At 69.7% G+C, this 23,655-nt stretch carries 17 protein-coding genes and 1 riboswitch; of the genes, 10 read left to right on the forward strand and 7 right to left on the reverse strand.

The window, feature by feature from the left end:
- The first annotated feature begins 6 nt into the window (after nt 1-6).
- Nucleotides 7-990, forward strand: a complete 984-nt coding sequence (gene mutM, locus AC1DXI_RS07015; protein ID WP_476938015.1) for a bifunctional DNA-formamidopyrimidine glycosylase/DNA-(apurinic or apyrimidinic site) lyase — start codon at nt 7-9, stop codon at nt 988-990.
- Here the strand turns inward: mutM and AC1DXI_RS07020 are convergent.
- The 3 genes from AC1DXI_RS07020 to AC1DXI_RS07030 are packed head-to-tail and all read right to left on the reverse strand — an operon-like array spanning nt 926 to nt 5,699.
- Nucleotides 926-1,963: an NAD-dependent epimerase/dehydratase family protein gene (locus AC1DXI_RS07020; RefSeq protein ID WP_476938016.1), complete on the reverse strand. Its 1,038-nt coding sequence runs from the start codon at nt 1,961-1,963 to the stop codon at nt 926-928. The genes mutM and AC1DXI_RS07020 overlap by 65 nt on opposite strands.
- The gene (locus AC1DXI_RS07025; RefSeq protein WP_476938017.1) at nt 1,960-4,683 is read right to left on the reverse strand and encodes an alpha/beta fold hydrolase; all 2,724 of its coding nucleotides are present in this window, start codon (nt 4,681-4,683) and stop codon (nt 1,960-1,962) included. The genes AC1DXI_RS07020 and AC1DXI_RS07025 overlap by 4 nt, the downstream gene beginning before the upstream one ends.
- The gene (locus AC1DXI_RS07030; RefSeq protein ID WP_476938118.1) at nt 4,677-5,699 is read right to left on the reverse strand and encodes a 3-oxoacyl-ACP synthase III; all 1,023 of its coding nucleotides are present in this window, start codon (nt 5,697-5,699) and stop codon (nt 4,677-4,679) included. Before AC1DXI_RS07030 ends, AC1DXI_RS07025 begins: the two co-directional genes overlap by 7 nt.
- On the opposite strand from AC1DXI_RS07030, the gene AC1DXI_RS07035 reads away from it, so the two are divergent.
- The 3 genes from AC1DXI_RS07035 (at nt 5,614) to ftsY (ending at nt 10,897) form a co-directional block, all read left to right on the forward strand.
- Nucleotides 5,614-5,868: a hypothetical protein gene (locus AC1DXI_RS07035; protein WP_476938126.1), complete on the forward strand. Its 255-nt coding sequence runs from the start codon at nt 5,614-5,616 to the stop codon at nt 5,866-5,868. The two genes, AC1DXI_RS07030 and AC1DXI_RS07035, sit on opposite strands and share 86 nt — an antisense overlap.
- A 93-nt stretch (nt 5,869-5,961) precedes the next feature.
- On the forward strand, nt 5,962-9,597 hold the full coding sequence (gene smc, locus AC1DXI_RS07040; RefSeq protein WP_476938018.1) for a chromosome segregation protein SMC: 3,636 nt from the start codon (nt 5,962-5,964) through the stop codon (nt 9,595-9,597).
- 88 nt (nt 9,598-9,685) lie between these two features.
- Nucleotides 9,686-10,897: a signal recognition particle-docking protein FtsY gene (ftsY, locus tag AC1DXI_RS07045; protein ID WP_476938019.1), complete on the forward strand. Its 1,212-nt coding sequence runs from the start codon at nt 9,686-9,688 to the stop codon at nt 10,895-10,897.
- A gap of 76 nt (nt 10,898-10,973) precedes the next feature.
- On the opposite strand, the gene AC1DXI_RS07050 is transcribed toward ftsY, so the two are convergent.
- A complete protein-coding gene (locus AC1DXI_RS07050) occupies nt 10,974-12,668 on the reverse strand; it encodes a hypothetical protein (RefSeq protein ID WP_476938020.1) in 1,695 nt (564 codons plus the stop codon).
- A gap of 161 nt (nt 12,669-12,829) precedes the next feature.
- Nucleotides 12,830-14,080, reverse strand: a complete 1,251-nt coding sequence (locus tag AC1DXI_RS07055; RefSeq protein WP_476938021.1) for an MFS transporter — start codon at nt 14,078-14,080, stop codon at nt 12,830-12,832.
- Between the two features lie 251 nt (nt 14,081-14,331).
- Between AC1DXI_RS07055 and AC1DXI_RS07060 the strand changes: the two genes are divergently transcribed.
- Entirely contained in the window at nt 14,332-15,699 is a 1,368-nt protein-coding gene (locus tag AC1DXI_RS07060) for an ammonium transporter (protein WP_476938022.1), read from the forward strand.
- The gene (locus tag AC1DXI_RS07065) at nt 15,696-16,034 is read left to right on the forward strand and encodes a P-II family nitrogen regulator (RefSeq protein ID WP_018773460.1); all 339 of its coding nucleotides are present in this window, start codon (nt 15,696-15,698) and stop codon (nt 16,032-16,034) included. Before AC1DXI_RS07060 ends, AC1DXI_RS07065 begins: the two co-directional genes overlap by 4 nt.
- Here AC1DXI_RS07065 and AC1DXI_RS07070 read toward each other — a convergent pair.
- Complete coding sequence (locus tag AC1DXI_RS07070; protein ID WP_476938023.1) at nt 16,031-17,512, reverse strand: glucose-6-phosphate dehydrogenase; 1,482 nt, start codon at nt 17,510-17,512, stop codon at nt 16,031-16,033. The two genes, AC1DXI_RS07065 and AC1DXI_RS07070, sit on opposite strands and share 4 nt — an antisense overlap.
- Before the next feature lie 152 nt (nt 17,513-17,664).
- Between AC1DXI_RS07070 and ffh the strand changes: the two genes are divergently transcribed.
- Together ffh and AC1DXI_RS07080 are read left to right on the forward strand one after the other, a co-directional pair.
- On the forward strand, nt 17,665-19,248 hold the full coding sequence (gene ffh / locus AC1DXI_RS07075; protein ID WP_018773458.1) for a signal recognition particle protein: 1,584 nt from the start codon (nt 17,665-17,667) through the stop codon (nt 19,246-19,248).
- 71 nt (nt 19,249-19,319) lie between these two features.
- A complete protein-coding gene (locus tag AC1DXI_RS07080) occupies nt 19,320-20,054 on the forward strand; it encodes an alpha/beta fold hydrolase (protein ID WP_476938024.1) in 735 nt (244 codons plus the stop codon).
- Here AC1DXI_RS07080 and thiC read toward each other — a convergent pair.
- Complete coding sequence (gene thiC, locus AC1DXI_RS07085) at nt 20,051-21,856, reverse strand: phosphomethylpyrimidine synthase ThiC (protein ID WP_476938025.1); 1,806 nt, start codon at nt 21,854-21,856, stop codon at nt 20,051-20,053. The two genes, AC1DXI_RS07080 and thiC, sit on opposite strands and share 4 nt — an antisense overlap.
- Nucleotides 21,852-21,959, reverse strand: a riboswitch (TPP riboswitch). (Overlaps the previous gene by 5 nt.)
- A 75-nt stretch (nt 21,960-22,034) precedes the next feature.
- Here thiC and AC1DXI_RS07090 point away from each other — a divergent pair.
- The gene (locus tag AC1DXI_RS07090) at nt 22,035-22,532 is read left to right on the forward strand and encodes a GNAT family N-acetyltransferase (RefSeq protein WP_476938026.1); all 498 of its coding nucleotides are present in this window, start codon (nt 22,035-22,037) and stop codon (nt 22,530-22,532) included.
- A 3-nt stretch (nt 22,533-22,535) separates the two neighbouring features.
- Nucleotides 22,536-23,618: an amidohydrolase family protein gene (locus AC1DXI_RS07095; RefSeq protein WP_476938027.1), complete on the forward strand. Its 1,083-nt coding sequence runs from the start codon at nt 22,536-22,538 to the stop codon at nt 23,616-23,618.
- Nucleotides 23,619-23,655 lie beyond the last annotated feature (37 nt).

A 23,655-nucleotide genomic window follows, 5' to 3' on the forward strand; every position in this document is an offset into this window, starting at 1 on the left:
GCGGCGTTGCCTGAACTGCCCGAGGTCGAGGTGGTCCGGCGCGGCCTGGTGAGCTGGGTGCGCGGCCGGACCATCACCTCCGTAGAGGTGCTGGACCCGCGCTCCCTGCGCCGGCACGCCCTGGGCCCGGAAGACTTTGCCGGCAACCTTGAAGGCGCGCGGGTCCTGGACGTGGTCCGCCGCGGCAAATTCCTGTGGATGCCGCTGGCTGACACGCCCGCCCCGTCCGGAAACGGTATCCCGGCCGACGAGTTGGCCGACCAGCCGGCCCCCGCCGTCGCGCTCATGGCCCATCTGGGCATGTCCGGCCAGCTGCTGATGCAGGACCCCGGGGTTCCGGACGAAAAACACCTGAAGGTCAGGCTGCGGCTCAGCCCGGACGACGGCATGCCCGGACAACTCCGGTTCGTGGACCAGCGCATCTTCGGCGGACTGTTCCTCACCACGCTGATCCCCACCGACGACGGCGGCCCCGGCGGCCTCGCCGAATCGCCGCTGCCGCTCATCGCCGAGGAAGCCGCGCACATTGCCCGTGACCCGCTGGACCCCTGGTTCTCCTTCGAAACCTTCTACCGGCGACTGCGGGCCCGCAAGACCGGGCTTAAGCGGGCGCTGCTGGACCAGGGCCTGGTCTCCGGGATCGGTAACATCTACGCGGACGAGGCCCTCTGGAAGGCGCAGCTGCACTTCGCCCGGCCCACCGACACCCTGCGCCGCGCCGACGCGCTGCGGGTCATCGATGCCGCCCGCGAGGTCATGGCGGATGCCCTGGCCGCCGGCGGCACGAGCTTCGATTCGCTCTACGTCAACGTCAATGGAGCCTCCGGGTACTTCGACCGCTCCCTGAACGCCTACGGCCGGGAGGGCCTCGAGTGCAAGCGCTGCGCCGCCGCCGGCCGGGTCAGCCGGCTCTTGCGGGAACAGTTCATGAACCGGTCCTCGTACACCTGCCCCGTCTGCCAGCCCCGGCCTCGGAACGGGCGCTGGTAGGGGGAGTCCGGGCGTAGTGCCCCGCCAGCTTCGCCAGGCCCTCGTCAAGCGAAACGGCGGGGGCCCAGTTGAGGAGTTCACGGGTCTCGCGCTGGTCGAACCAGTGGGCGGTGGAGAGCTGCTCAGCGAGGAATCGGGTCATCGGCGGCTCCCCGGCCCGGCCGGACCGGGACCAGAGCTTCTCCACCACCGATCCTGCAGCGCGCGCGAGGCTGCCCGGCACCGCCCAGGACGGCGCAGGGACGCCGCCCGCGGCGCAAATACCCGCCAGCAGCTCGCCGACAGGGCGGGGTTCGCCGTTGCTGACCACCAGCGCCCGGCCGTGGACGTGCTCCATGCGGTGAAGCGCGGCGACGATGGCCGAAGCGGCGTTGTCCACGTAGGTAGTGTCGATCAGGGCCGCACCGGCGTCGAGCAGCGGCAGGCGGCCGCGGCTGGCACGCTCCAGCACGCGCTCCACCAGCTGCGTGTCGCCCGGGCCCCAGACGACGTGCGGGCGCACCGCCGCGACCCGGAAATCCGGCGAGTCCGCGGCCAGGGCCAGCAGTTCAGCTTCGGCCTTGGTGCGGGAGTAGTCGCTATGCGCGCGGGCCGGGTCCGCTGCCTCGGCGCCGAGTCCGGCGATCGCGGCCCCGGAATTGGCCACGGAGGGGGAGGAGACGAACACCAGTTCCCGCACGCCGGCCTCGCGGGCGGCCAGGAGCAGGCGGCGCGTGCCTTCGACATTCACCGCGTCGAACTCTGCGGCGCGGCCGGTGAAGGACACCTTCGCGGCCAGGTGGATGACGCCCTCGGCGCCGGAGACGGCTCGGCGGACGGCGGCCGCGTCCGCAAGGGACCCTTGGAGGTCCGTAGCGCCGTCGACGCCGGAGGGGCGGCGCTGGAATGTGCTGACGGCGTGGCCCTGCCGCACCAGCAGACGCGCCACTTCCCGCCCGAGCAGTCCGCTCGCGCCGGTGACGAGGACCCTCACGGCGTGCCCGGACGGCCGCCGGCCAGCACCGCCGTAGCCCACCGGGACAGGCGGCTCCTGTCGATCTTGGCGTTGTGGCGGATGTCGGTCGGCTGGGAGGGGACGGCGAGCACGGCGGAGACGCTGACGCCTGCCGCACGGGCGGCGTCCCGGACGCGGCCCGCCAGCTGCGGCGCGGCGGGGCCGGCCCGGCGGACCGGCGGAACGGTTTCGACGACGGCGACGACGGCCTGGGTCCCGGACGGACCGACCCCGACGACGGCGGCCATCCCGACGTCGTCCAGGCGTTCGATGGCCTGCTCGGCGCCCACAGGCGTCACCACAGCGCCCGGCGCCGTCACGACGTGCACGAGGCGTCCTTCCACCCAGAGCCGGCCGGCGGCGTCGAGGTGCCCGACGTCGCCGGTGCGGTGCCATCCGGCCGTGCGGACGCTCTCGCGCTGGGTCAGCCAAAGCCTGTCGTAGGTATCCTTCACGTGCGGGGCGCTGACGAGGATCTCTCCGGTCACTCCAGCCTCCGTGACGGGCTCGTTCCCGGGTGCGGTGCCGTCCGCGGCGAGCGGGATGATGGCCGCCCGGGCGCCGTGCACCGGCCGGCCCACGCATACGCCGTTGCCGGCCCCCGCCACGGTTCCGGCGGCGGCGTCGGCCCCGGCGGCGCGGATCTGTTCGAGGCTGATGTCCGTGACGGGCAGCGCCTCGGTCATCCCGTACGGGGTGTGCAGCGAGGCCCGCGGCAGCAGCCGCTGCACCTCAGCGAGGAGGGCTTCGGGGACCGGCGCGCCGGCGGAGAGCAGCAGCTCCACACGCCCCAGGGCATCGTAACCGGCCCGGCTCAGGCCGGCCCGGGTGGCGAGGACGTTGCGCAGCGCCGCGGGCGAGGCGAAGATCACCGTGGCGTCGATGGCTGCTGCGGCGTCGGCCAGCGCGCKGGCCGACAGGGTGCGGGGCACAGTGACGTCCATGGCGGGCGTCACGGAGACAGCTCCGAGCGCCGGACCCAGCAGGGCGAACGGCGCGAAGCCCGCCACCAGGCGTGCGCCCGGGGCGATCCCCAGCGTTTCGGCCACGGTGTCGCGCATCGCGGCCAGCTGCCGGTGCGTGTAGAGCACGCCCTTGGCGGGACCGGTGGAGCCCGAGGTGAACAGCACGGCGGCGGGGGCGTCCGGGTCCGGACCCGGGCAGGGGAGTTCCGGGCTGAGGCTGGCTCCGCGGCGGGCGAGGGCGGCGAGGGAGGTTTCGACGGCGAGGAGGCGGCGGCGGGCGGCCGGCAGGTCCCGCACGCTGATGCGCCGTCCCGACCAGCCGAGTACCGCGGCGGCCGCCAGGGCCTTGTCGATTCCGATGAGGAAATCCGGGGTGGCGCCCTGCACGGCGCGGCTCAGGCCGCGGGTGCCGAGGCCGGCATCGGCCACGACGACCACCGCGCCGAGCCGCAGGCAGGCGTAGAGGACCACGGTCAGGTCCACGCCCGGCGGAACCATCAGGCTCACCCGGCTGCCGTTCCCGACACCGGCTTCCTGCAGGCCCGCCGCGAGGGCGGCGATGTTCTGTTCCAGCTCCTGCCAGCTAAGCGAGCGGGCGACGCTGCCGTCCGTGCCCATTTCCGCGACGGCGGTATCCCCGGCTGCGGGTCCCGCCGCCAGCTCAGCGAGGGGCGCCCAAAGTGGCGGGGCCCCGCTGCCGGGCTCCAGAGGCCCGGACCCGTAGTCCGGCGACGGGTGGTCGGCCAGCCGGTCGGCCGGTCCGTCGGCCGGGGCGGCTGTCCGCTGCAGGCCGTCTCCGTTGGCCCGGACGCACTCGGCAAGCCACTCGAAGACGGGCGCGGCGATGTCCCGGTCTTCCGCGACCAGGTGGCCGGCACCTTCGAAGCGGTGGACTTTCGCGTCCGGCAGCCGGCCGATGAGGTCCTTGAGGTACCGGTCGGAAAAGATCGGATCCCGCGGGCCCCAGAGCATCAGGGCCGGAGTCCTCAACCCGCGCAGCCCTTCCGCGACGCGGGTCAGCGCCGGGAAGCTGGGATGGGACGCGTCGGCGGGAATGTCCGCGACAAAGTGCCCCACGCCGGCGCGGCGGCCGGCGCCGCGGTAGGGGGCCATGAAGGCCCGCCGGACGTCCGCAGCGAGCGGCGGATGGGCCAGGGCGTGGGTCACCCGCAGGAACGCATCCGACGTCGTCGTTCCCCAGCGGTGCACGGCAGGGTGCAGGGCGAGCCGCAGCGCCGGCGGGACGGGGGTGCCGGCGGGCTGATGGACGGCGGTGTTGGTCAACACCACGCCGGCGAGCTGCTGGGGATGTGCCTCTGCCCAGCCGAGGCTGATTACGCCGCCCCAGTCGTGGCCGACGGTGACGACCGGCCCGTCCAGGCCGAGCGCGGCGGTGAGGTCGCCCAGGTCGTTGATCCGGTCCTCCAGGCGCCGGAACGTGCCGGTGCGCTCGGAGAAGCCCATGTCCAGCTGGTCCACGGCCACGACGCGCCACTGATGTGCGGGGTCGGACCCGGCGGCCAGCAGGGTCCGCCACAGGTAGGACCACGTCGGGTTGCCGTGCACGCACAGCAGGGTGCCGGCAGGAGTCAGGCCGCGGCGCGTGAGCTGGGCACCGTTGTCAAGCAGGTGCCAGCGGCGCACGGTGCCGGGCTCGTCCGCGGCGGAGGTGGACGCCACATCGATGTCGCGCGACCATTCAGGGTCGACGCCGGGCCAGTCCGCGGTTACCAAACGATTTCCACCATGGCGGTGTTCAGGCCGGAACCGACGCCCATGCACAGCACGCGGTCCCCGGTTGCGAGAGTCTGCGCTTCGGCCGCGAGGGTCATGGGGAGGGAGGCCGGGCCCACATTGCCCCAGTGCGGGAACGTGATCGGCACCTTGTCCGGGTCCAGGTCAATGGCGTTGATGATGGCCTGGGTATAGGCAGTGCTCACCTGGTGCGTGACGTAGCGGTCCATCGAGGCCCAGTTCCACTCCGGCTGGGCCTCGTGCCAGGCGTCGACCACAAGCTGCAGGCCGCCGTCGAGCAGGCCTTTGGTGTCGGTGGCCATGCCGTCGATGCTGCCCACGCACAGTTCATGGTGCTCGGTGCCGGCACGCATCACGCCGCCGAGAATCCGGTGCGCCCCTGGATGCTCGTCCGCCGGGCCCAGGACGGCCGCAGCGGCTCCGGAGCCGAGCGTGAGTGTTGCGAACTCGCGGTTGAAGTCCTCGCGGGTCGTCTCGGGCCGCTGCAGCCGGGCCAGGGTGGCCTCCTGCGTTGCCTGGGCATCCTCACCGTTGACGATCATCGCGTACTTGATCTGGCCGGAGTCGATCATGTTGGCCGCGAGCGTCATGCCGTTGACGAATCCGAGGCAGGCGTTGGCCAGATCAAAGTTCATGGCCGACGAAGGCAGCTGTAGTCCGTGGTGGATCTTCACCGCGACGGACGGTTCGAGGTTGCGCCGCGTAACGGACGTGTTGATCAGCAGACCGATCTCGGACGCTTCGATGCCGGACTCGGCCAGGGCCTTGGCGCCCGCCTCGATGGCTGCGTCGTCGAACGATGTTCCGGGGGCCCACCACCGCCGGTGCGTGATGCCTGCGACCCGTTCGAGCAGCTTCGGGGGGACCCCCAGCCGCCGCAGGGTCGTAGCCAGCTTGCGGTCGAAGTCCATGGAACTGACGATCGTCGGAGCTTCGACGCTGCTCACCGATAGTAAAGCGGTGTTGCTGTGCCGGAATGTTGCATTGCCTACCAAAATCAAGCCCCTGTTCATGTCCGTCCTGCGCTCCGGCGGTGGCCGCTCACAAGCCCGAGAGCTTAACTATGCCCCGTGCAGGTCAATTCCCGCATATGCGGCCTACGCCATCCGCCGCGGCTTCGCGCTGTTCTGCGCGGAATGGCCGCAGATGCGCAGTAGATTGTAAGTATCCGGGGCCGCCCCGGACCCCCCGCGTCCGCCCGAATCATGCTTTCGTCGAACAGCGGGCCAGTCCGCCAACCAGGAGAACCGAAGCACCTTGCACCTGAAAAGTCTGACCGTCCGGGGATTCAAGTCGTTCGCCTCAGCGACGACCTTTGAATTCGAACCGGGCGTCACCGCCGTGGTGGGCCCGAACGGCTCGGGCAAATCCAACGTGGTGGACGCGCTGGCCTGGGTCATGGGCGAACAGGGAGCCAAGACCCTCCGCGGCGGCAAGATGGAGGACGTAATCTTTGCCGGTACCTCGGGCCGGCCGCCCCTGGGCCGGGCGCACGTCTCGCTGACCATCGATAACAGCGACGGCGCCCTCCCGATCGAATACAGCGAGGTGACGATCTCGCGCACGCTGTTCCGGACCGGCGGCTCGGAATACGCCATCAACGGGGCCGGATGCCGGCTGCTCGATATCCAGGAACTGCTCTCCGACTCCGGCCTGGGCCGCGAGATGCACGTGATTGTGGGCCAGGGCCAGCTGGACAAGGTCCTGCACGCCACCCCCGAGGACCGGCGCGGCTTCATTGAGGAGGCCGCGGGCATCCTCAAGCACCGCCGTCGCAAGGAAAAAACGGTCCGCAAACTCGAGGCCATGCAGGCCAACCTGTCCCGGCTCAGCGACCTCACCGGCGAAATCCGGCGGCAACTGACCCCGCTGGGCAAACAGGCGGAAGTTGCCCGGCGCGCCCAGAGCGTCCAGTTCGAGGTCCGCGACGCCCGCTCACGGCTCCTGGCCGACGACCTCGTCCAGCTGCAGTCCGCGCTGGCCCAGGACGTAGCGGACGAATCGGCGCTCAAGGCACGCCGCGCCGTCGTCGAACGGGACCTCGAGGCCGGGCGGCAGCGCCAGGCGGTCCTCGAAGGGCTCGCAGCCGAGGCCACGCCCGCGCTGAACGCCGCGCGGGAGAACTGGTATTCGCTCTCCACCGGGCGTGAACGGCTCCGTTCCCTCGGCTCGCTCGCCGAGGAGCGCCGCCGGCTGCTCGGCGCCGCGGACGTGGTTCCGGACACCGGCCGGGATCCGGACCAGCTGGAACAACAGGCCGCCCGCGTCCGCGACGAGCAGGCAGGGCTGGAACGGCAGATCCTGGACCGGACCGAAGCCCTGGACGCCGCGTCAGCCGCCAAACACGACGCCGAACAAGCCGCCGCCGCCGAGGACAAGCGGCTCGCCGCCCTGCTCCGGGCCGCCGCGGACCGGCGTGAAGGCCTGGCCAAGCTCGCCGGGCAGGTCGGCGCGGCACGGTCCCGCGTCGAGTCCGCCCAGTCCGAGCTCGGCCGCCTCCGCGAATCGCAAAAAGCGGGCGAGGAGCGCCGCCGGCAGGCGCACAGCGAGTTCACCGCCCTGGAAGCGCAGGTGGCGGGGGTCGAGGACGGCGAGGAATCGCTCGACGCCGATTACGAGGCCGCGAGCGAGGCCCTCGATACGATCATCGCCGAGATTGATGCCCTGAAGGCGGCCGAGCGGGAGGGCGAGCGGGAACGCGGCGCCCTCATGGCCCGCAGCGACGCCCTCCAGCTGGGCCTGAACCGCAAAGACGGCTCCGGGCACGTGCTCGGCGCGGCCGCCGGGGACCTGGCCGGCGGGGTCCTGGGACCCCTGGCGTCCATGATCACCGTGGAGGCCGGATTCGAGGCCGCCGCCGCCGCCGCACTCGGCAGCGCGTCCGACGCCGTGGTGGTCCGGGACCAGGAAACGGCCGCCGCTGCCGTGCGGCTGCTGCGCGCGGACGACGCCGGCCGTGCCGCGCTGCTGCTCGCCGGCACCCCGGCCGGGTCACCGCCGCTGTTGGCCGCTGCGCTGTCGGCCGATGCATTAACCGGCGGCAGCACGCTTCCCGTTGGCGCGCGCTGGGCCGTGGACCTGGTCTCGGCTGATGGGCCGGACGGCGCCGGCCTGCCGCTGCCGGCCCTGCTGGCCGGCGTCGCCGTCGTCGAGGACCTGGACGCCGCGGCGCAGCTGATCGCCGCGCGTCCCGAACTCACCGCCGTGACCCGGGCCGGGGACGTCTTCACGGCGCTGACCGTCACCGGCGGGTCCGCGTCGGCGCCGTCGCTGCTGGAAGTCCAGGCCGCCGTCGACGACGCCGCCGCGAAGCTGGCCGCCGTCACTGCCGCGCTCGAACGCAACCGCTTCGCCCTCTCCACCGCCCGGACCCGGCGCGCCGAAGCCCAGGACCGTGCCGACGCGGCCCTCGCGAAACTCCACGACTCCGACGCGAAACTCGCGGCCGTCGCCGAACGCCTGGGCCACCTGAACGCCGTGCTGCGCAGCGCCGTCGCCGAAAGTGAGCGCCTGGCCGCGTCCCTGTCCCGGGCTGAGGCCCAGATTGTCAGCGAACAAAGTGCGCTGGAAGCGGTGGCGGCCCGGCTCGCCGCGGCCACCGAGGCCCCCGCGGAGCAGGAACCCTCCCCGGAGCACCGCGACGCCCTGGCCCTGGCCGCCTCGCTGGCCCGCACGGCCGAGATGGAGGCCAGGCTCGCCCTGCGCAGCGCCGAGGAACAGCTCACGGCCACCCGCAACCGGGCGGCCTCGCTGGAACGGGCCGCCGCCACCGAACGCCGCGCCCGCGAGGAAGCCGCGGAACGCGCCCACCGCCGCAGGCTCCAGGCCCGGCGCGCCGCCGCCGTCGCCGTCGCCGTGCAGCAGGTCATCGGGTTCATTGACGTCTCCGTGGAACTGGCCCGCCGGGAGCGGGACAGCGCCGAGGAACGCAAGGACGCCATGGACCGGGAACTGGCCGGGGTCCGCACCGGCAACGACGCCCTGGCCCGCGAACTGGCCGAACTCACCGACTCCGTGCACCGCGACGAGCTCGCCCGCACCCAGCAGCGGCTGCGGATCGAGGCGCTGGAACTGAAGAGCGTGGAGGAGCTCGGGCTGACCGCCGGGCAGCTCGTGGCCGACTTCGGACCCGACCAGCCCGTCCCGGTCCCGGCCGGCGACTCCGCGGACAAATGGGCCGCACTGCGCGCCCCGGTGGACGAGGACGGCCGTGAGATTTCCGAAGGCAAGCCCTTCGTCCGGGCCGAGCAGGAAAAACGGCTCAAACGCGCCGAACGCGACCTCGCCGCCCTCGGCAAGGTCAACCCGCTGGCGCTGGAGGAGTTCGCCGCGCTGGAAGAGCGCCACCAGTTCCTCAGCACCCAGCTCGAAGACCTTAAGTCCAGCCGCAAGGACCTGCTGGACATCATCAAGGAAGTCGACGACCGCGTCCAGAAGGTCTTCGCCGAGGCGTTCGAGGACACCTCCCGGCAGTTTGTCCGCGTCTTCGCCCGGCTGTTTCCCGGCGGCGAGGGCCGGCTGGTCCTGACCGACCCCACCGACATGCTCACCACCGGCATCGAGGTCGAAGCCCGCCCGGCCGGCAAGAAAATCAAGCGGCTCTCGCTGCTTTCCGGCGGCGAACGCTCCCTGACGGCCGTGGCGCTGCTGGTGGCCATCTTCAAGGCACGGCCCTCGCCCTTCTACGTCATGGACGAGGTCGAGGCCGCCCTCGATGACACCAACCTGGGCCGGCTCATCACCATCTTCGAAGAGCTCCGCGAATCCAGCCAGCTGATCGTCATCACGCACCAGAAGCGCACCATGGAAGTCGCCGACGCCCTCTACGGCGTCACAATGCGCGGCGACGGCGTCTCCACGGTAATCAGCCAGCGGCTCAGTGCGGAGATCTAGGCAAACGTCCAAGTCCCGGCAGGGCGGCGTCCACGCGCAACAAAAGCGCTGGCCACGGCCCATTTGGGGATTGTGAGAAGCTAGGGGAGTGAACGATATCCTCCCCATCATTCTGCCCATTTTCGCTGTCCTGGTGGTCCTCGGTGTGCTGATCCCGGTGCTCATGAAGACCCGGAAGAGCTCCAAGACCTACACCGGCCCGCGTGACGCAAACGACCCCGTGCAGGCCCCGGGAGCCGGAACCCTTGTGGAGGACCGTCCCGCGCAGGCACCGGCACCGGCACGGACCGCGCCGGACGGCGTCGAACTCGAAGAACCAACCCTCGAGGTTCCGGACGACGCAGCCGGGCTGGAAACCGTGCCGGTGGAGACCCCGCTGCCGGTGGCTGGGCGGCTGATGCGGCTGCGCGAGCGGCTGGTCAAGTCCAACAACATCCTGGGCAAGGGGCTCCTGGCCCTGCTCTCGGCGGACAAGATCGATGAAAACGTCTGGGATGAGGTCGAGGAAACCCTGCTGCTGGCCGATCTCGGCACCGAACCGACCATGCAGCTTGTGGACTCGCTCCGCGAACGCGTCAAGGTGATGGGCACGCGGGACCCTGAGCACGTCAAGGCCCTGCTCCGCGAGGAACTCATCAAGCTCGTGGACCCCACCATGGACCGGAGCCTGAACGTCGAGCGCCACGGCGACAAGCCCGCCGTCATGATGGTTGTCGGCGTCAACGGCGTTGGCAAGACCACCACCGTGGGCAAGCTCGCCCGCGTGCTCGTGGCCGAGGACAAGGACGTGCTGCTGGGCGCGGCCGACACCTTCCGCGCCGCCGCGGCCGAGCAGCTGGCCACGTGGGGCCAGCGCGTCGGCGTGCCCACCGTGAAGTCGGACATCGACGGCGCGGACCCCGCCTCGGTGGCCTACGAGGCCGTCAAGGCCGGCATCGACCAGGAAGTCGACGTCGTCATGATCGACACCGCGGGGCGCCTGCAGAACAAGGTGGGCCTCATGGACGAGCTCAGCAAGGTCAAGCGGGTCATCGAAAAGCTTGCCGAGGTGGACGAGGTGCTGCTGGTCCTGGACGCCACCACCGGCCAGAACGGACTCAACCAGGCCCGGGTGTTCTCCGAGGTCGTGAACATCACCGGGATCGTCCTGACCAAGCTGGACGGCACCGCCAAGGGCGGGATCGTCGTCGCCATCCAGAAGTCCCTCGGGGTCCCGGTGAAGCTGATCGGCCTGGGTGAAGGCGCCGACGACCTCGCGCCGTTCGACGCCGAAGGCTTCGTGGATGCGCTGCTGAACTAGCACGCACCGCCACAAAAAGTGCCCCGGTCCTGTCTGGACAGTTCAGACAGGACCGGGGCACTTTTTGCTCAAGTGGCTAGTACTTGAAGTTCAGGACCGTCACTGTTCCGGCGGTCAGCTGGAGCTGCTGGGTCGGGGACTTGTACGCGAACCCCGGGACCGTGGCGCGCTTGGCGAGGGGCTTGGGCTCGGTCTTGGCGCCGTCGATGACGGTCTGGTTCTCGGCTGAGTAGCTGGGGCCGCTGAGCTGGGTCATGGTCCCGGTGACCGGTTTGCCCGGCAGGTTCAGGGTGACGGAAGTCTGCGCGGCCTTTTCGGGGTCGTTTTCGTTGATGATCACAACGCTCGTGCTGCCGTCCGCGTTCTGCAGCGCGTAGCTGAACGCCGGGCCGCCTCCGGAGCTGTTCACTTTCATAAACTTGCCGGCCTCGAGCTCGGCCACCATGGAGATGCCGAAGAAGTTGGCCCGGCCGGACATCTGGCCGTTGCCGAACGGGTAAGCTCCGGCGCTGCAGATGGCGGACAGGGGCGGGCCGCCCTTGCACGTCAGCAACGAGCTGTGGAAGCCGATTCGGGTGATGCCCAGCTGGGCGGCGGTGAGGGCATAGTCTGCCGCCCACAGCGCAGATGCGTGGGTACGGGAGGTCTCATTGGAACCGGGGCACGCCGAGATCCCGGTTTCCGGAATCCAGGTTTCCAGGCCGGCGGCCTGACCCACCGCGAGGGCCGCCTTCTGGTAGTTCACGCTACGGTCGTGCATCGTTCGGCTCATCGCGTTTGCCAACGTAGGCGAGTCCTGGGGCAAGCCGCCGTCACAGTTCGAGAGCGGGTAGTGGTGGAACGTCAGGATCTTCTTCTGCGGGAGGTCCGCGTCGACGAACGGCTGCCACCACTTCTGGTCGTAGGCGCCCGGGCCGGAGATGGGCACGTTGGGCGCCACTGCATAGATTGCGGCCGCGTAGTCCTTCAGTTCCCGGATGTACTGCTCCAGGCTGTAGCCGCTGCCGCTTTTGACGTCGTTGAACACGAAGCCGTTGGGCTCATTGCCCACGGTGATGCTCAGCAGCCGGTTGCCGAGGATCGCCGAGGCGTTCTTGGCCATGTCCGCTGCCCGGGCCGGATTGTAGTGGCCCAGGTCCACTGTGAGGCTGACCTTGGCATCCCCGGCCTCCAGCAGGGTCTTGAGCCGGACCAGGTCTTCCGGGCCCACGGCCTTGACCGGGTGAGTCTTGTCGCCCTTGTAGTCGGCGGGGACGGCCTCGCCGCTGGATGTCCAGAAAAAGCGCCGGTCCACGGCGTTGCCGCCGAAACGCAGGACCGGCTCGTCGATCTCCTGGAGCAGCTTGACCATCGACGCGTTGTCGCTGCTGAGGTCGGGATCGGCCAGATCCGTGGCCTCCAGGGAAATTCCCGTCATGCCCTTGTTCAGGGAGGTGCCCACGAGGTCGTTGGAGACATCGACCTTGAGGGGTTCGACCTTTTCCAGCGGCGAACCGGCCGGCGGACCCGGCTGGGCGTAATAGGTGACGGGCGGTCCCACCTCGGCAGGGGCGAGCGACGGTGCCGACTGGGTGGGGGAAGAAGCGGCCGGCGGTGCCGGCGTCGGGTTTCCGAGGGCGAGGGGAATCAGTACTGCTGCGGCGACGGCGACAATTCCGGCGCCGGCGATCAACCCTGCGCGCTTCCTGTTTCCCGCGCTCTTAGCGGCGTTGGCGGGTTGGGCGGGGTCGGGGCTTTCGGCTTTCCCGGGGGAAGAGTCGAATTTGGCCATGGGGGATTACCTCCGGAAGTTTGTGGCACGTGCCCCCAGCTTAGCCAAGGGCGGAGGCCGCCGCTGACCGGCAGGCCCTGGACGACGTCCTGTGCAGGGTCACGGACAGGGTTCCGGTGGAGGCGTTGCCCAGAGCCGACCAGTGGCGGCAACGGCGCAGGTCAGGCGCGGTCCGGCGCCGGACGGCGGAACGTTTCGCGGGCCGGCAACCACACGGCGGCGGCGGCCAACAGGATGCCGCCGGTGACCCCAAAGGCCCAGCCGTAGCCCAGCCGGTCCGCCAGCAGCCCGGCCACCACCGGTCCGACGATCGCGCCGCTGTCGGAGGCCATCTGGAAGACGGCCAGGACGCGGCCGCCCGAGCGCTCGTTGCCGATCACGTCGGCGATGGCGGCCTGCTGGGCCGGTCCGAGCAGTCCCGAGCCGATCCCGGCGCAGGCGGAGGCGAGCAGGAACCAGGGCAGCTGGTGCGTGAACCCGATGGCCGCCGTGGCGGTGCCGGTGACCAGCAGTCCGGCCAGCAGGAGCGGCTTGCGGCCGAGGCTGTCCGCGAGCCGGCCGGAAAACGTCAGCGCCACCGCGTTGCCGCCGGCAAACACCGCCAGTGCCCAGCCGGCGGATTCCGGCCCGGCGCCGAGCGCCACGACGGCGAAGAGCGGGACTGTGGCCATCCGCACCCCAAAGGTGGCCCAGCCGTTGGCAAAGCTCGAAAACAGGCCGGCCCGGTAGGCGCTGTCCCGCAGCGCGTCCTTCAGTGCCATCGCCGGGGCTGTGGCGCCGGGCTGCCGCGAGGCGGCGGGGACGTGGCTGAGCTGGGTCTGCACCACGAGGGCGGCCAGCACCAGGGCCGCCGCGTAGGCCAGGAACGGCACCCGCAAACCGAAGCTGGCAAGCATCCCGCCGACGATTGGGCCGCAGACGTTGCCGATCAGGAACGCGGAGGCATAGGCCCCGGAGACCCGGCCGCGGCTTTCCGGCGGCGCGAGCCGGACCACAAGCGCCATGGACGCCACCGTGAACATCACCGAACCAGCCCCGCCCAGGCCGCGGAAGACCAGCAGCTGCCAGTAGTCCTGGGCGAAGGCGCAGGCCGCCGTGGACGCGGCGACGATCAGCAGCCCGGCCACATAGACCGGACGTTCGCCCAGCTTCACGATCAGGGCGCCGCCGGCCGGGGCGAAGACGAGCCGCATGAACGCGAAGATGCTCACGATCACGGCCGCCGCGGTCGCCCCGACGTCGAACGTGGTGGCGAACTGGGGCAGAACCGGTGCCACGAGGCCGAAACCGATCGCAATCAGGAAGGCCGCCACCAGCATCACCTTGATGTCCCGGGGCAGCCGGGAGCGGCCCGGGGCCCGGGAGGGCACCTTGGCTGCGGCGTCGCCGGCGGGGCGGGAGGTCTTGCTCATAATGCGTTCGTCCTTGGGAAGATGCGGGGCCGGCTGGCGGCGGGTCCAACTAGTGCGGGAATGATCCGCTGAAACATAACCGTAACAAGTGTGAGATGCACCATTTACGTCCGGGAGGTTCTTGTAACAACCCGGCAATGTAAATCCTCCGCCAGCGAAACACTGCCCCGCGAAACTCTTTCTAGAACGCAAATAAATGCGTTGGGACCGGCGGACTACTCCGCACCTAATAGCAAGAGAGGACGTAGACCATGGAACTCACCGCAGGTCTCGTTTGGCTCCTGGTCGCCGCGGCACTCGTGCTGTTCATGACCCCGGGCCTGGCATTCTTCTACGGCGGCATGACCCGCGCCAAGTCGGCTTTGAACATGATGATGATGAGCTTCGTAGCCATTGGAACCGTCAGCATCATGTGGATCCTGTGGGGCGCTTCGATGGCTACAAGCAACGAAGACAACTTCTACCAGATCTTCGCCAACCCGTTCAGCCACTTCGGCCTGCACGGCTTCACCGAACCGGCTGACCTGCTCAAGGTCGGCTACGCGGCCACCTTCGCGATCATCACGGTGGCACTGATCTCCGGTGCGGTCGCCGACCGCGCCAAGTTCTCCGCCTGGGTGGTCTTCACGCCCATCTGGGCCACCCTGGTCTACGCGCCGCTGGCCTTCATGGTCTGGGGTGGAGGACTCTTCTCCGCCAGTGGCTGGTTCGGCCAGACGTTCGCGCCGGTCATCGACTTTGCCGGCGGCACCGTGGTCCACATCAACGCCGGCGTCGCCGGCCTGATCCTGGTCCTGATCATCGGCAACCGCAAGGGCTTCGGCAAGGACCCGAACCACCGCCCGCACAACATTCCGTTCGTCATGCTCGGCGCCGCAATCCTGTGGTTCGGCTGGTTCGGCTTCAACGCCGGTGCCGCTGCCACTGTGGAGCAGGCCGGCCTGATCTGGATCAACACCCTGGCCGCCCCGGCCGCCGCCATGCTTGGCTGGCTCGCCGTGGAGCGCTTCCGCGACGGTCACCCGACCTCCCTCGGTGCCGCTTCCGGCGTGGTCGCCGGCCTGGTGGCCATCACCCCGGCCTGCGCCAACGTCTCCCCGCTGGGTGCGATCGCCCTCGGCGTCGCGGCCGGTGTGGCCTCGGCGCTCGCCGTCGGCCTGAAGTTCAAGTTCGGCTACGACGACTCGCTCGACGTCGTGGGTGTCCACCTCGTCTCCGGTGTTGTCGGCACGGTCGCAATCGGCTTCCTTGCCACCCCGACCCAGGGCACGGCGGGCCTGTTCTACGGCGGCGGCACCACGCAGCTGGTCGCCCAGACCCTCGCGGCACTGATGGCCATCGTCTTCACCGCCGTGATGACTTTCATCATCGCCTTCCCGATCCACAAGTTCATGGGCTTCCGGGTTTCCCAGGAACAGGAAGTTGTCGGTGTGGACCTGAGCCTGCACGCAGAGACCGCCTACGAGTTCGGCGTCGGCGGGCATGGCGGCAGCTTCCAGCCGCTGCACGAACTGATCACGGGCAAGCCGATGAGTGAAGAGGCAGCCGCCGAAGTGCCGGTGGACGCCGAGTCCAACGGCAAGCAGAACGCAACAGGCAAGGAAAGTGTGGGGGCATGAAACTGATCACGGCAATCGTCCGACCGGAAAAGCTTGAGGCTATTCGCGAAGGCCTGGAAGCCTACGGCGTGCAGGGCCTCACGGTCAGCGCGGCCAGCGGCTACGGCCGGCAGCGCGGGTACACCGAGGTGTACCGCGGGGCCGAGTACAACGTGGACCTGCTGCCCAAGATCCGGGTGGAAGTCCTGGCCACCGACGAACAGGCGGACGACATCCTCGATGTCATCATCGCCAGTTCCAACACGGGCCGGGCCGGCGACGGCAAAGTCTGGACGATGGATGTGTTCGAGGCTGTCAGGGTCCGCACCGGAGAGCGTGGTGCGGCAGCGATCTAGCTGCTCCCCGCTCCACTCCCTGAACGGGAGAAGGGCACGGCACTGACATAGCACTGACACAGCACTGACACAGCGGGGCGGCGGCGCGGGGGCGCCGGCCAGCCCTCCGGCCCCGGGGTCCCGGCCGGATATTCCTCCAGCGGGACATGACCGGCGGTCCAGGATTTCAGCACCGGCGCCAGGATCCGCCAGCAGTCTTCGGCCGTGTCCGCCCGCACCGAGAGCAGCGGATCGCCGGTCAGCACGCCCTCGAGCACTTCACCGTAGGGGAGGAGTTCGGAGGCGCTCAGTTCGGCCTGCAGCGTGGCCCGGTCCAGGCTCAGGACATTGCCGGGGCCGTTCACGTCGACGTCGAACTGCAGCGTGTCCGGGCCAAAGCCGATCCGCAGCTGGTTGGGGGCGTCCACACCGGTGAACCCCTTCGGAAGGTGCGGCACCGGCCGGAAGGTCACCACAGCCTCCTTGCGCTTTTGGCCCAGCGCCTTGCCTGAGCGCAGGATGAACGGCACGCCCTGCCAGCGCCAGTTGTCGATCCCCACCTGCACCTCGGCCAGGGTTTCGGTGCCCCTGGATGCGTCCACGCCCTCCTCCCGGGCATAGTACGGAATGTCCCGGCCGTTGATCGAACCCGCCGTGTACCGGGCCCGGCGGCTGCTTTGGCGGTAGGGGGCCTTGATGCTGCTGGCCCGCAGCACGGTGGCCACGGCATCGCGAAGGTCGCGTTCGTCCACGGATGCCGGCGGCTCGATCGCCATGAGGGCCATGATCTGCAGCAGGTGGCTCTGGATCATGTCGCGGAGCGCTCCGGCGCCGTCGTAGTAGCGGGCGCGGCCTTCGAGGGCCAGGTCCTCGTCGAAGATGATCTCGACCTTTTCGATGTTCTGCCGGTTCCACACCGGCTCCAGGAACGTGTTCGCGAAGCGCAGACCAAGAATGTTCAGGACCGTTGCCTTGCCGAGGAAGTGGTCCACGCGGTGGATGTGGTCCTCCGGGACCAGCGCGGCCAGCGTCGTGTTCAGGTGCCGCGCCGACTGCTCGTCGGAGCCGAACGGCTTCTCCATGACCAGCCGGGTGCCGGCGGGCACGTCCTCCGGCGCCAGGGCCTCGCACGCGAGCTGGCTGACGCGCGGCGGCAGGGCGAAATAGACGGCCACGGGCCCCTCCAGTTGCGCCAGCAGCCCGGCGAGCTGGCCCTCGGCGGTCACATCGAGCTGGTGGTACGTGCTCTCCTGGCGGACCCGCTTGAGCTCGCGCCTGCCGTGGGCGTCGGCCGTGGAGTCCTCGTCCGCGAACGACTCCTCGATCCGGCCAAGCCACTGCTCCGGCGTCCAGGGGTCCGATCCCGCTCCCGCCATGGTGAGGCCGTCGGCGCGGCCCCGGGCCACCAGGCGGGCAAGCCCCGGTAACAGGAGCCTTCCGGTGAGATCGCCGGAAGCGCCCAGGATGAGCAGGGTTTTTACAGTTGTTTGGCTGGTCACCTACGCCAGCATGCCATCTTGAAGGCGCATCTTGGTACCCTAGATAGTCGAGTCCTGTTGTCGAGGCGGTTCGTCCAGGCGAATACCAGTCGCGACGCTGGCGTGCCGCACCGGCCGCCACCTGTAGATCCACTGAAAGAAGTGCACGGCGCGTGTTCAATTCACTCTCTGACCGGTTGACAGCAACCTTCAAGAATCTGCGTGGCAAGGGCCGCCTGACCGAGGCGGACGTTGACGCCACAGTCCGCGAGATCCGGCGTGCCCTCCTGGACGCCGATGTCGCCGTGCCCGTGGTCCGGGAGTTCACCGGCCGCGTGCGCGAGCGTGCCCTCGGCGCCGAGGTCTCCGGGGCGCTGAACCCGAGCCAGCAGATCGTGAAGATCGTCAACGAGGAACTCGTCGAGATCCTCGGCGGCGAAACCCGCCGGATCCGCCTGGCCAAGACCGGCCCCACCATCATCATGCTGGCCGGTCTCCAGGGCGCCGGCAAGACCACCCTGGCCGGCAAGCTGTCTAAGTGGCTCAAGTCCCAGGGCCACAGCCCGATGCTGGTGGCCTGTGACCTCCAGCGCCCCAACGCCGTCACCCAGCTGCAGGTGGTCGGCCAGCGCGCCGGCGTACCCGTCTTTGCCCCGCACCCGGGCGCCACGTCCACCGAACTGGACCACCCGGCCGGCGACCCTGTCGCCGTCGCCCGCGCCGGCGTCGAGGAAGCCAAGCGCACCCTCCACGACGTCGTGATCGTGGACACCGCCGGCCGTCTCGGCGTCGACGCCGACATGATGGAGCAGGCGCGCCAGATCCGCCGCGCGATCGTCCCGAACGAAGTCCTGTTCGTGATCGACTCCATGATCGGCCAGGACGCCGTCAACACGGCCCTGGCCTTCGACGAGGGCGTCAACTTCACCGGCATCGTGCTCTCCAAGCTCGACGGCGACGCCCGCGGCGGTGCCGCGCTCTCCGTCGCGTCGGTGACCGGCAAACCGGTGATGTTCGCCTCCACCGGCGAAGGCGTGGACGACTTCGAGCTCTTCCACCCGGACCGCATGGCCTCGCGCATCCTGGACATGGGTGACGTCCTCACCCTGATCGAGCAGGCCGAGAAGTCCTGGGACAAGGATGAAGCCGCCCGGATGGCGAAGAAGTTCGCCGACCAGGAAGACTTCACCCTCGATGACTTCCTCGCCCAGATGCAGCAGATCCGCAACATGGGCTCCATGAAGAAAATGCTCATGATGATGCCCGGTGCGCAGAACATCCGCCAGCAGCTGGAGCAGTTCGACGAGCGCGAGATCGACCGCGTCGAGGCCATTGTCCGCTCGATGACCCCGCACGAGCGCGTGGCTCCGAAGATCATCAACGGCTCCCGCCGGGCCCGTATTGCCCGCGGTTCCGGCGTGCACGTCTCCGAGGTCAACGGACTGCTGGAACGCTTTGCCCAGGCCCAGAAGATGATGAAGAAGATGGCCGCCGGCGGCGGGATGCCCGGCATGCCGGGGATGCCCGGCATGGGCGGCGGGGCTCGCAAGGGCGCCAAGCCCGCACCCAAGAAGAAGGCCCGCTCCGGCAACCCGGCCAAGGCGGCGCAGGAACTGCGCGACGCTGAGGCCAGGCGTGCCGCCGGCCCCAAGGCGCTGCCCACCGGAGCCTCGTTCGGCCAGCAGGGCGGCGACTTCGACCCGTCCCAGCTGAACCTGCCCAAGGGCTTCGACAAGTTCCTCGGCGGCAGCAAGTAGCCGCAAGTGCTGACGGCCGCCGGCACTGTGTCGCCGGCGGCATCAGCACTGAAGTGCCATAGGGTTAGACAATGTTCAAGCAGCGCGTAGTCTTCGTCCACGGGGACGGCAGCTTCGGCGCCGCCGCGTGGCCAAAACAGCACGGAATGGCGCTGGACTACGACGCCCTGTTCCTGCGGCGGCACGGGTTTGACGCCGTCGCCGAACCGCTCGAATCCAACTTCGCCGCCGACGCCGCCATCGTGCTCGCGTCGCTGGCAGACGACGGGCGCGGCGAGGCCGGCGGCCACGTGGTGGCCCACTCGCAGGGCGCGATCGCCGCGATGATGGCCGCCGTCGAGCGGCCCGACCTCGTCCAGTCGCTGACCCTGGTGGAACCTGCCTGCCTGTCCCTGACCGCGGAACTCCCGGCCACCGCCGCGCACCGGGCCCTCATGCAGCCGCTCTTCGACGTCCGCCACAACCTTAGCGACGACGACTTCCAGCGGGAGTTCATCCGCCGCGCGTTCGCGGCGGATGCCCCCGGGGCCACGACGCCGGAAGCCCTCCGGGCGGCGCGCCGGCTCCGCCTGCAGGCGCCGTCATGGGAAGCCCCGCTGCAGATCGTGCCGGGCGTGCCGACCCTGGTCCTGACCGGCGGCTGGGAACCGCTGTATGAGGAAATCGCCGGCTACCTGCGCGAGACCGGCGCCCTGCACCGGACCGCGCCGGGAGGGCACCGGCCCCAGGATTCAGCCGAAGGGGACCGGGCCATCCGCTCCTACATCGCCGGGGTCAGCCGGCGCCAGCACGCCCGGGCCTCCTAGGAAGCTGCGGGTCCGCCCACCGAGGGCTGCGGCAGGTAGACCCTGCCGCCCGAGGCGAGGAACTCGTTGCTCTTCGCCCGCATTCCGGCCGCCCTCTCTGTAAGGGCGGCCTGCGAGTCTGCTGATCCGTATTCGTCCCGGATGTCCTGGCTGATCCGCATGGAGCAGAACTTCGGACCGCACATCGAGCAGAAGTGGGCCGTCTTGGCCGGCTCGGCGGGAAGCGTCTCATCGTGGAAGGCCTCTGCCGTCACCGGGTCCAGGGACAGCGCGAACTGGTCCCGCCAGCGGAATTCGAACCTTGCCTTGGACAGGGCATCGTCGCGTTCGTGCGCGCCGGGGTGGCCTTTGGCGAGGTCCGCGGCATGGGCCGCGATCTTGTAGGTGATCACACCCGTCTTCACGTCGTCCTTGTTCGGCAGTCCGAGGTGTTCCTTGGGCGTGACGTAGCAGAGCATGGCGGTGCCGTAGCGGGCGATCTCGGTGGCGCCGATCGCCGAGGTGATGTGGTCATATCCCGGTGCGATGTCCGTGACCAGCGGCCCGAGTGTGTAAAACGGGGCGCCCTTGCAGAGTTCCTGCTGGCGCTCCACGTTTTCCCGGACGAGGTGGAAGGGCACGTGCCCGGGGCCCTCCACCATGACCTGCACATCGAATTCCCAGGCCCGCTGCGTGAGCTCAGCCAGGGTGTCCAGTTCGGCGAACTGTGCCGCGTCGTTGGCATCCGCCGTCGCGCCCGGCCGCAGCCCGTCGCCCAGGGAGAAGGCGACGTCGTACCGCGCGAAGATCTCGCACAGCTCGTCGAAGTGGGTGTACAGGAAGTTCTCCCGATGGTGCGCCAGGCACCAGCCGGCCATGATGGAACCGCCCCGGGACACGATGCCGGTGACCCGGTTGGCCGTCAGGGGTACATACCGCAGCAGGACCCCGGCGTGGATGGTCATGTAGTCCACGCCCTGCTCGCACTGTTCGATCACGGTGTCCCGGAAGATCTCCCAGGTCAGGGTGTTCGCCTCGCCGTTGACCTTCTCCAGCGCCTGGTAGATCGGGACCGTGCCGATGGGGACGGGGGAGTTGCGGATGATCCACTCGCGCGTGGTGTGGATGTCGTCCCCGGTGGAGAGGTCCATGACGGTGTCCGCGCCCCACTGCGTGGCCCACTGGAGTTTGTCGACCTCCTCGGCGATGGAGCTGGTCACGGCGGAATTGCCGATATTGGCGTTGATTTTCACCAGGAACGCCTTGCCGATGATCATCGGCTCGGATTCGGGGTGGTTGACGTTGTTGGGAATGATCGCCCGGCCCGCGGCCACCTCGCTGCGCACCAGCTCCACATCGCAGTTCTCGCGCAGCGCGACGAACCGCATTTCCTGGGTGATGACACCGTCCCGGGCGTACCGCATCTGCGTGACGGTCCTGCCCTCGACGGCCCGGCGCGGCACCGGCCGGCCGCCCCGCCACTCGGCCGACGCCGCACCGCGGCGCACCGCCGACTTGCCGTCGTCGAGCAGCTCCCGTTCCCGGCCGGCGTAGGGTTCGGTGTCCGCCCTGGCCTCAATCCAGGGCGTGCGGAACGGCTCCAGCCCGCGGACCGGATCGCTGCCCGGTCCGGCCGTGCGGTACACCCGGAACGGCGGGTTCCGGACACCGCCCGGCGAGGGTTCCAGGGCGATTTCGGTCACCGGGACGCGGATGCCGTGGTCCGGGTCCGTGGTGAAGGCCAGCGAGTGGGACTTCAGCGACTGTGTGGGGGCCGCAGGCTGGTTTTGGACAGGGCTGTGCTGTGTCAGTTGGGTGTTCACGGAAATACTCACTTCCTTCGCCGGCATTACCCGGACAGGTTCAACGGTCGCAGGCTGCGTCAGCCCGATCTCAGCCCCTGCAGGGGCACCCGTGTGGTCGTAGACGAAGCTACCATGCGCCTCCGGCCGGCCGTCGAGTGTGACGCGGACGGTAGGACCGCGGTGTTAGCGTGGCACTGTGACCCCGCCCAAGGCCGTGCCCCGCATCAGGACGGCGGCGCCGGAAGATTTCCCGGCGTTGACGGCTATCGAGGCCGTGGCAGACGGCGTCCTGATAAAGGAACTGGGGAACCGGGCGCTCCCGGCTCCGGAGTTGACGACGCCGGTCGAGCCGCTGTTCATACTGGTCGCCGGAACCCCGCCTGTAGGCTTTGCCCGCGTTGACGCACTCGGCGGCCAGGCCCATCTGGAGCAACTCTCCGTACAGCCGGACTTCGGCAGGCGGGGGATCGGACGGTCGCTGGTGGAGGCGGCCCTCGACGCTGCCCGGGACCGCGGCTATCCCTGGATGACGCTTTGCACTTCCCAGCCGTTCCGTTCAACGCCCCGTTTTACGCGAGCTGCGGGTTCGAGGAATTCGCCCGGCCGGGGCCGGCGCTGGCTGCCCTGCAGATCCACGAAGCGCAGCTGGGGCTCGATGATCTGGGCCCGGATTGTCATGCGGATTAGGCTTTAGGCCATGACCAGCATCATCGAGTTCAGCGGGCCCATCCTCACGGCGGCGGACCAAATCGGCCACGGGCTGTGGTCGGTGGAGGGCCGGTTGACCTTCCACCGGCCCGCGGCCGCGCCGGAGCTCGTGCTCGACGGCTGGGTCATTCCCGGCCTCGTGGACGCGCACTGCCACATCGGCCTCGGCCCGGGCGGGGACGTTACCGAGGACACCGCGGAATCCCAGGCCCTGGCGGACCGCAACGCCGGGACGCTGCTGGTCCGTGACGCCGGCGCCGTCCACGACACACGCTGGCTCCAGCAACGCGCGGACCTTCCCCGGATCATCCGCTCCGGCCGGCACCTCGCCAGGACCCGGCGCTACCTGCCGGGCCTGGCCGTCGAGGTCGAGCCGGAGGATCTTGTTGAGGCCGTGCGGAAGCAGGCCCGCGCGGGCGACGGCTGGGTCAAGCTCGTGGGGGACTGGATCGACCGCGACGCCGGCGATCTCGCCGCCAGCTTTCCCGCCACGACAGTCAAGGACGCCGTGCAGGCCGCCCACGATGAGGGTGCCCGCGTCACCGCCCACTGCTTCGCCGAGGACACCCTCGATGACATGCTCGATGCCGGGATCGACTGCATCGAGCACGCCACCGGGCTGTTGCCGCGGCATCTGCCGCGCTTCCTCGAACAGGGCGTCCCGATCGTGCCCACCCTGATCAACATCGCCACGTTCCCGGACATCGCGGCCCGGGCGGAGGCCAAGTTCCCCCGCTACGCCGCCCACATGCGCTCGCTGTGGGAGCGGCGGGCGGAGCGGATCCTCGAAGCCCACGAGGCCGGGGTGGCGATCTACGCCGGTACCGACGCCGGCAGCGTGATCAGCCACGGCAGGATCGTCGACGAGATCCAGGCCCTGCACGCCGCCGGCCTTCCCGCCGCGGCCGCCCTCGACGCCGCGGCCTGGTCCGCGCGGACCTGGCTCGGCGCGGAGTCCATCGGTGAAGGGGCAAGCGCGGATGTCCTGCTCTGCGCTGAGGATCCGCGGAGCAATCCGGCCACGCTCCGGGAACTGAAGCACACTGTGCTTCGGGGTCATCCCATCCGTTAGGAATAAATTGAAGCTTCAAGTAATTTAGTCTTATGTA

This window comes from Arthrobacter sp. P1_H7, assembly GCF_056405215.1.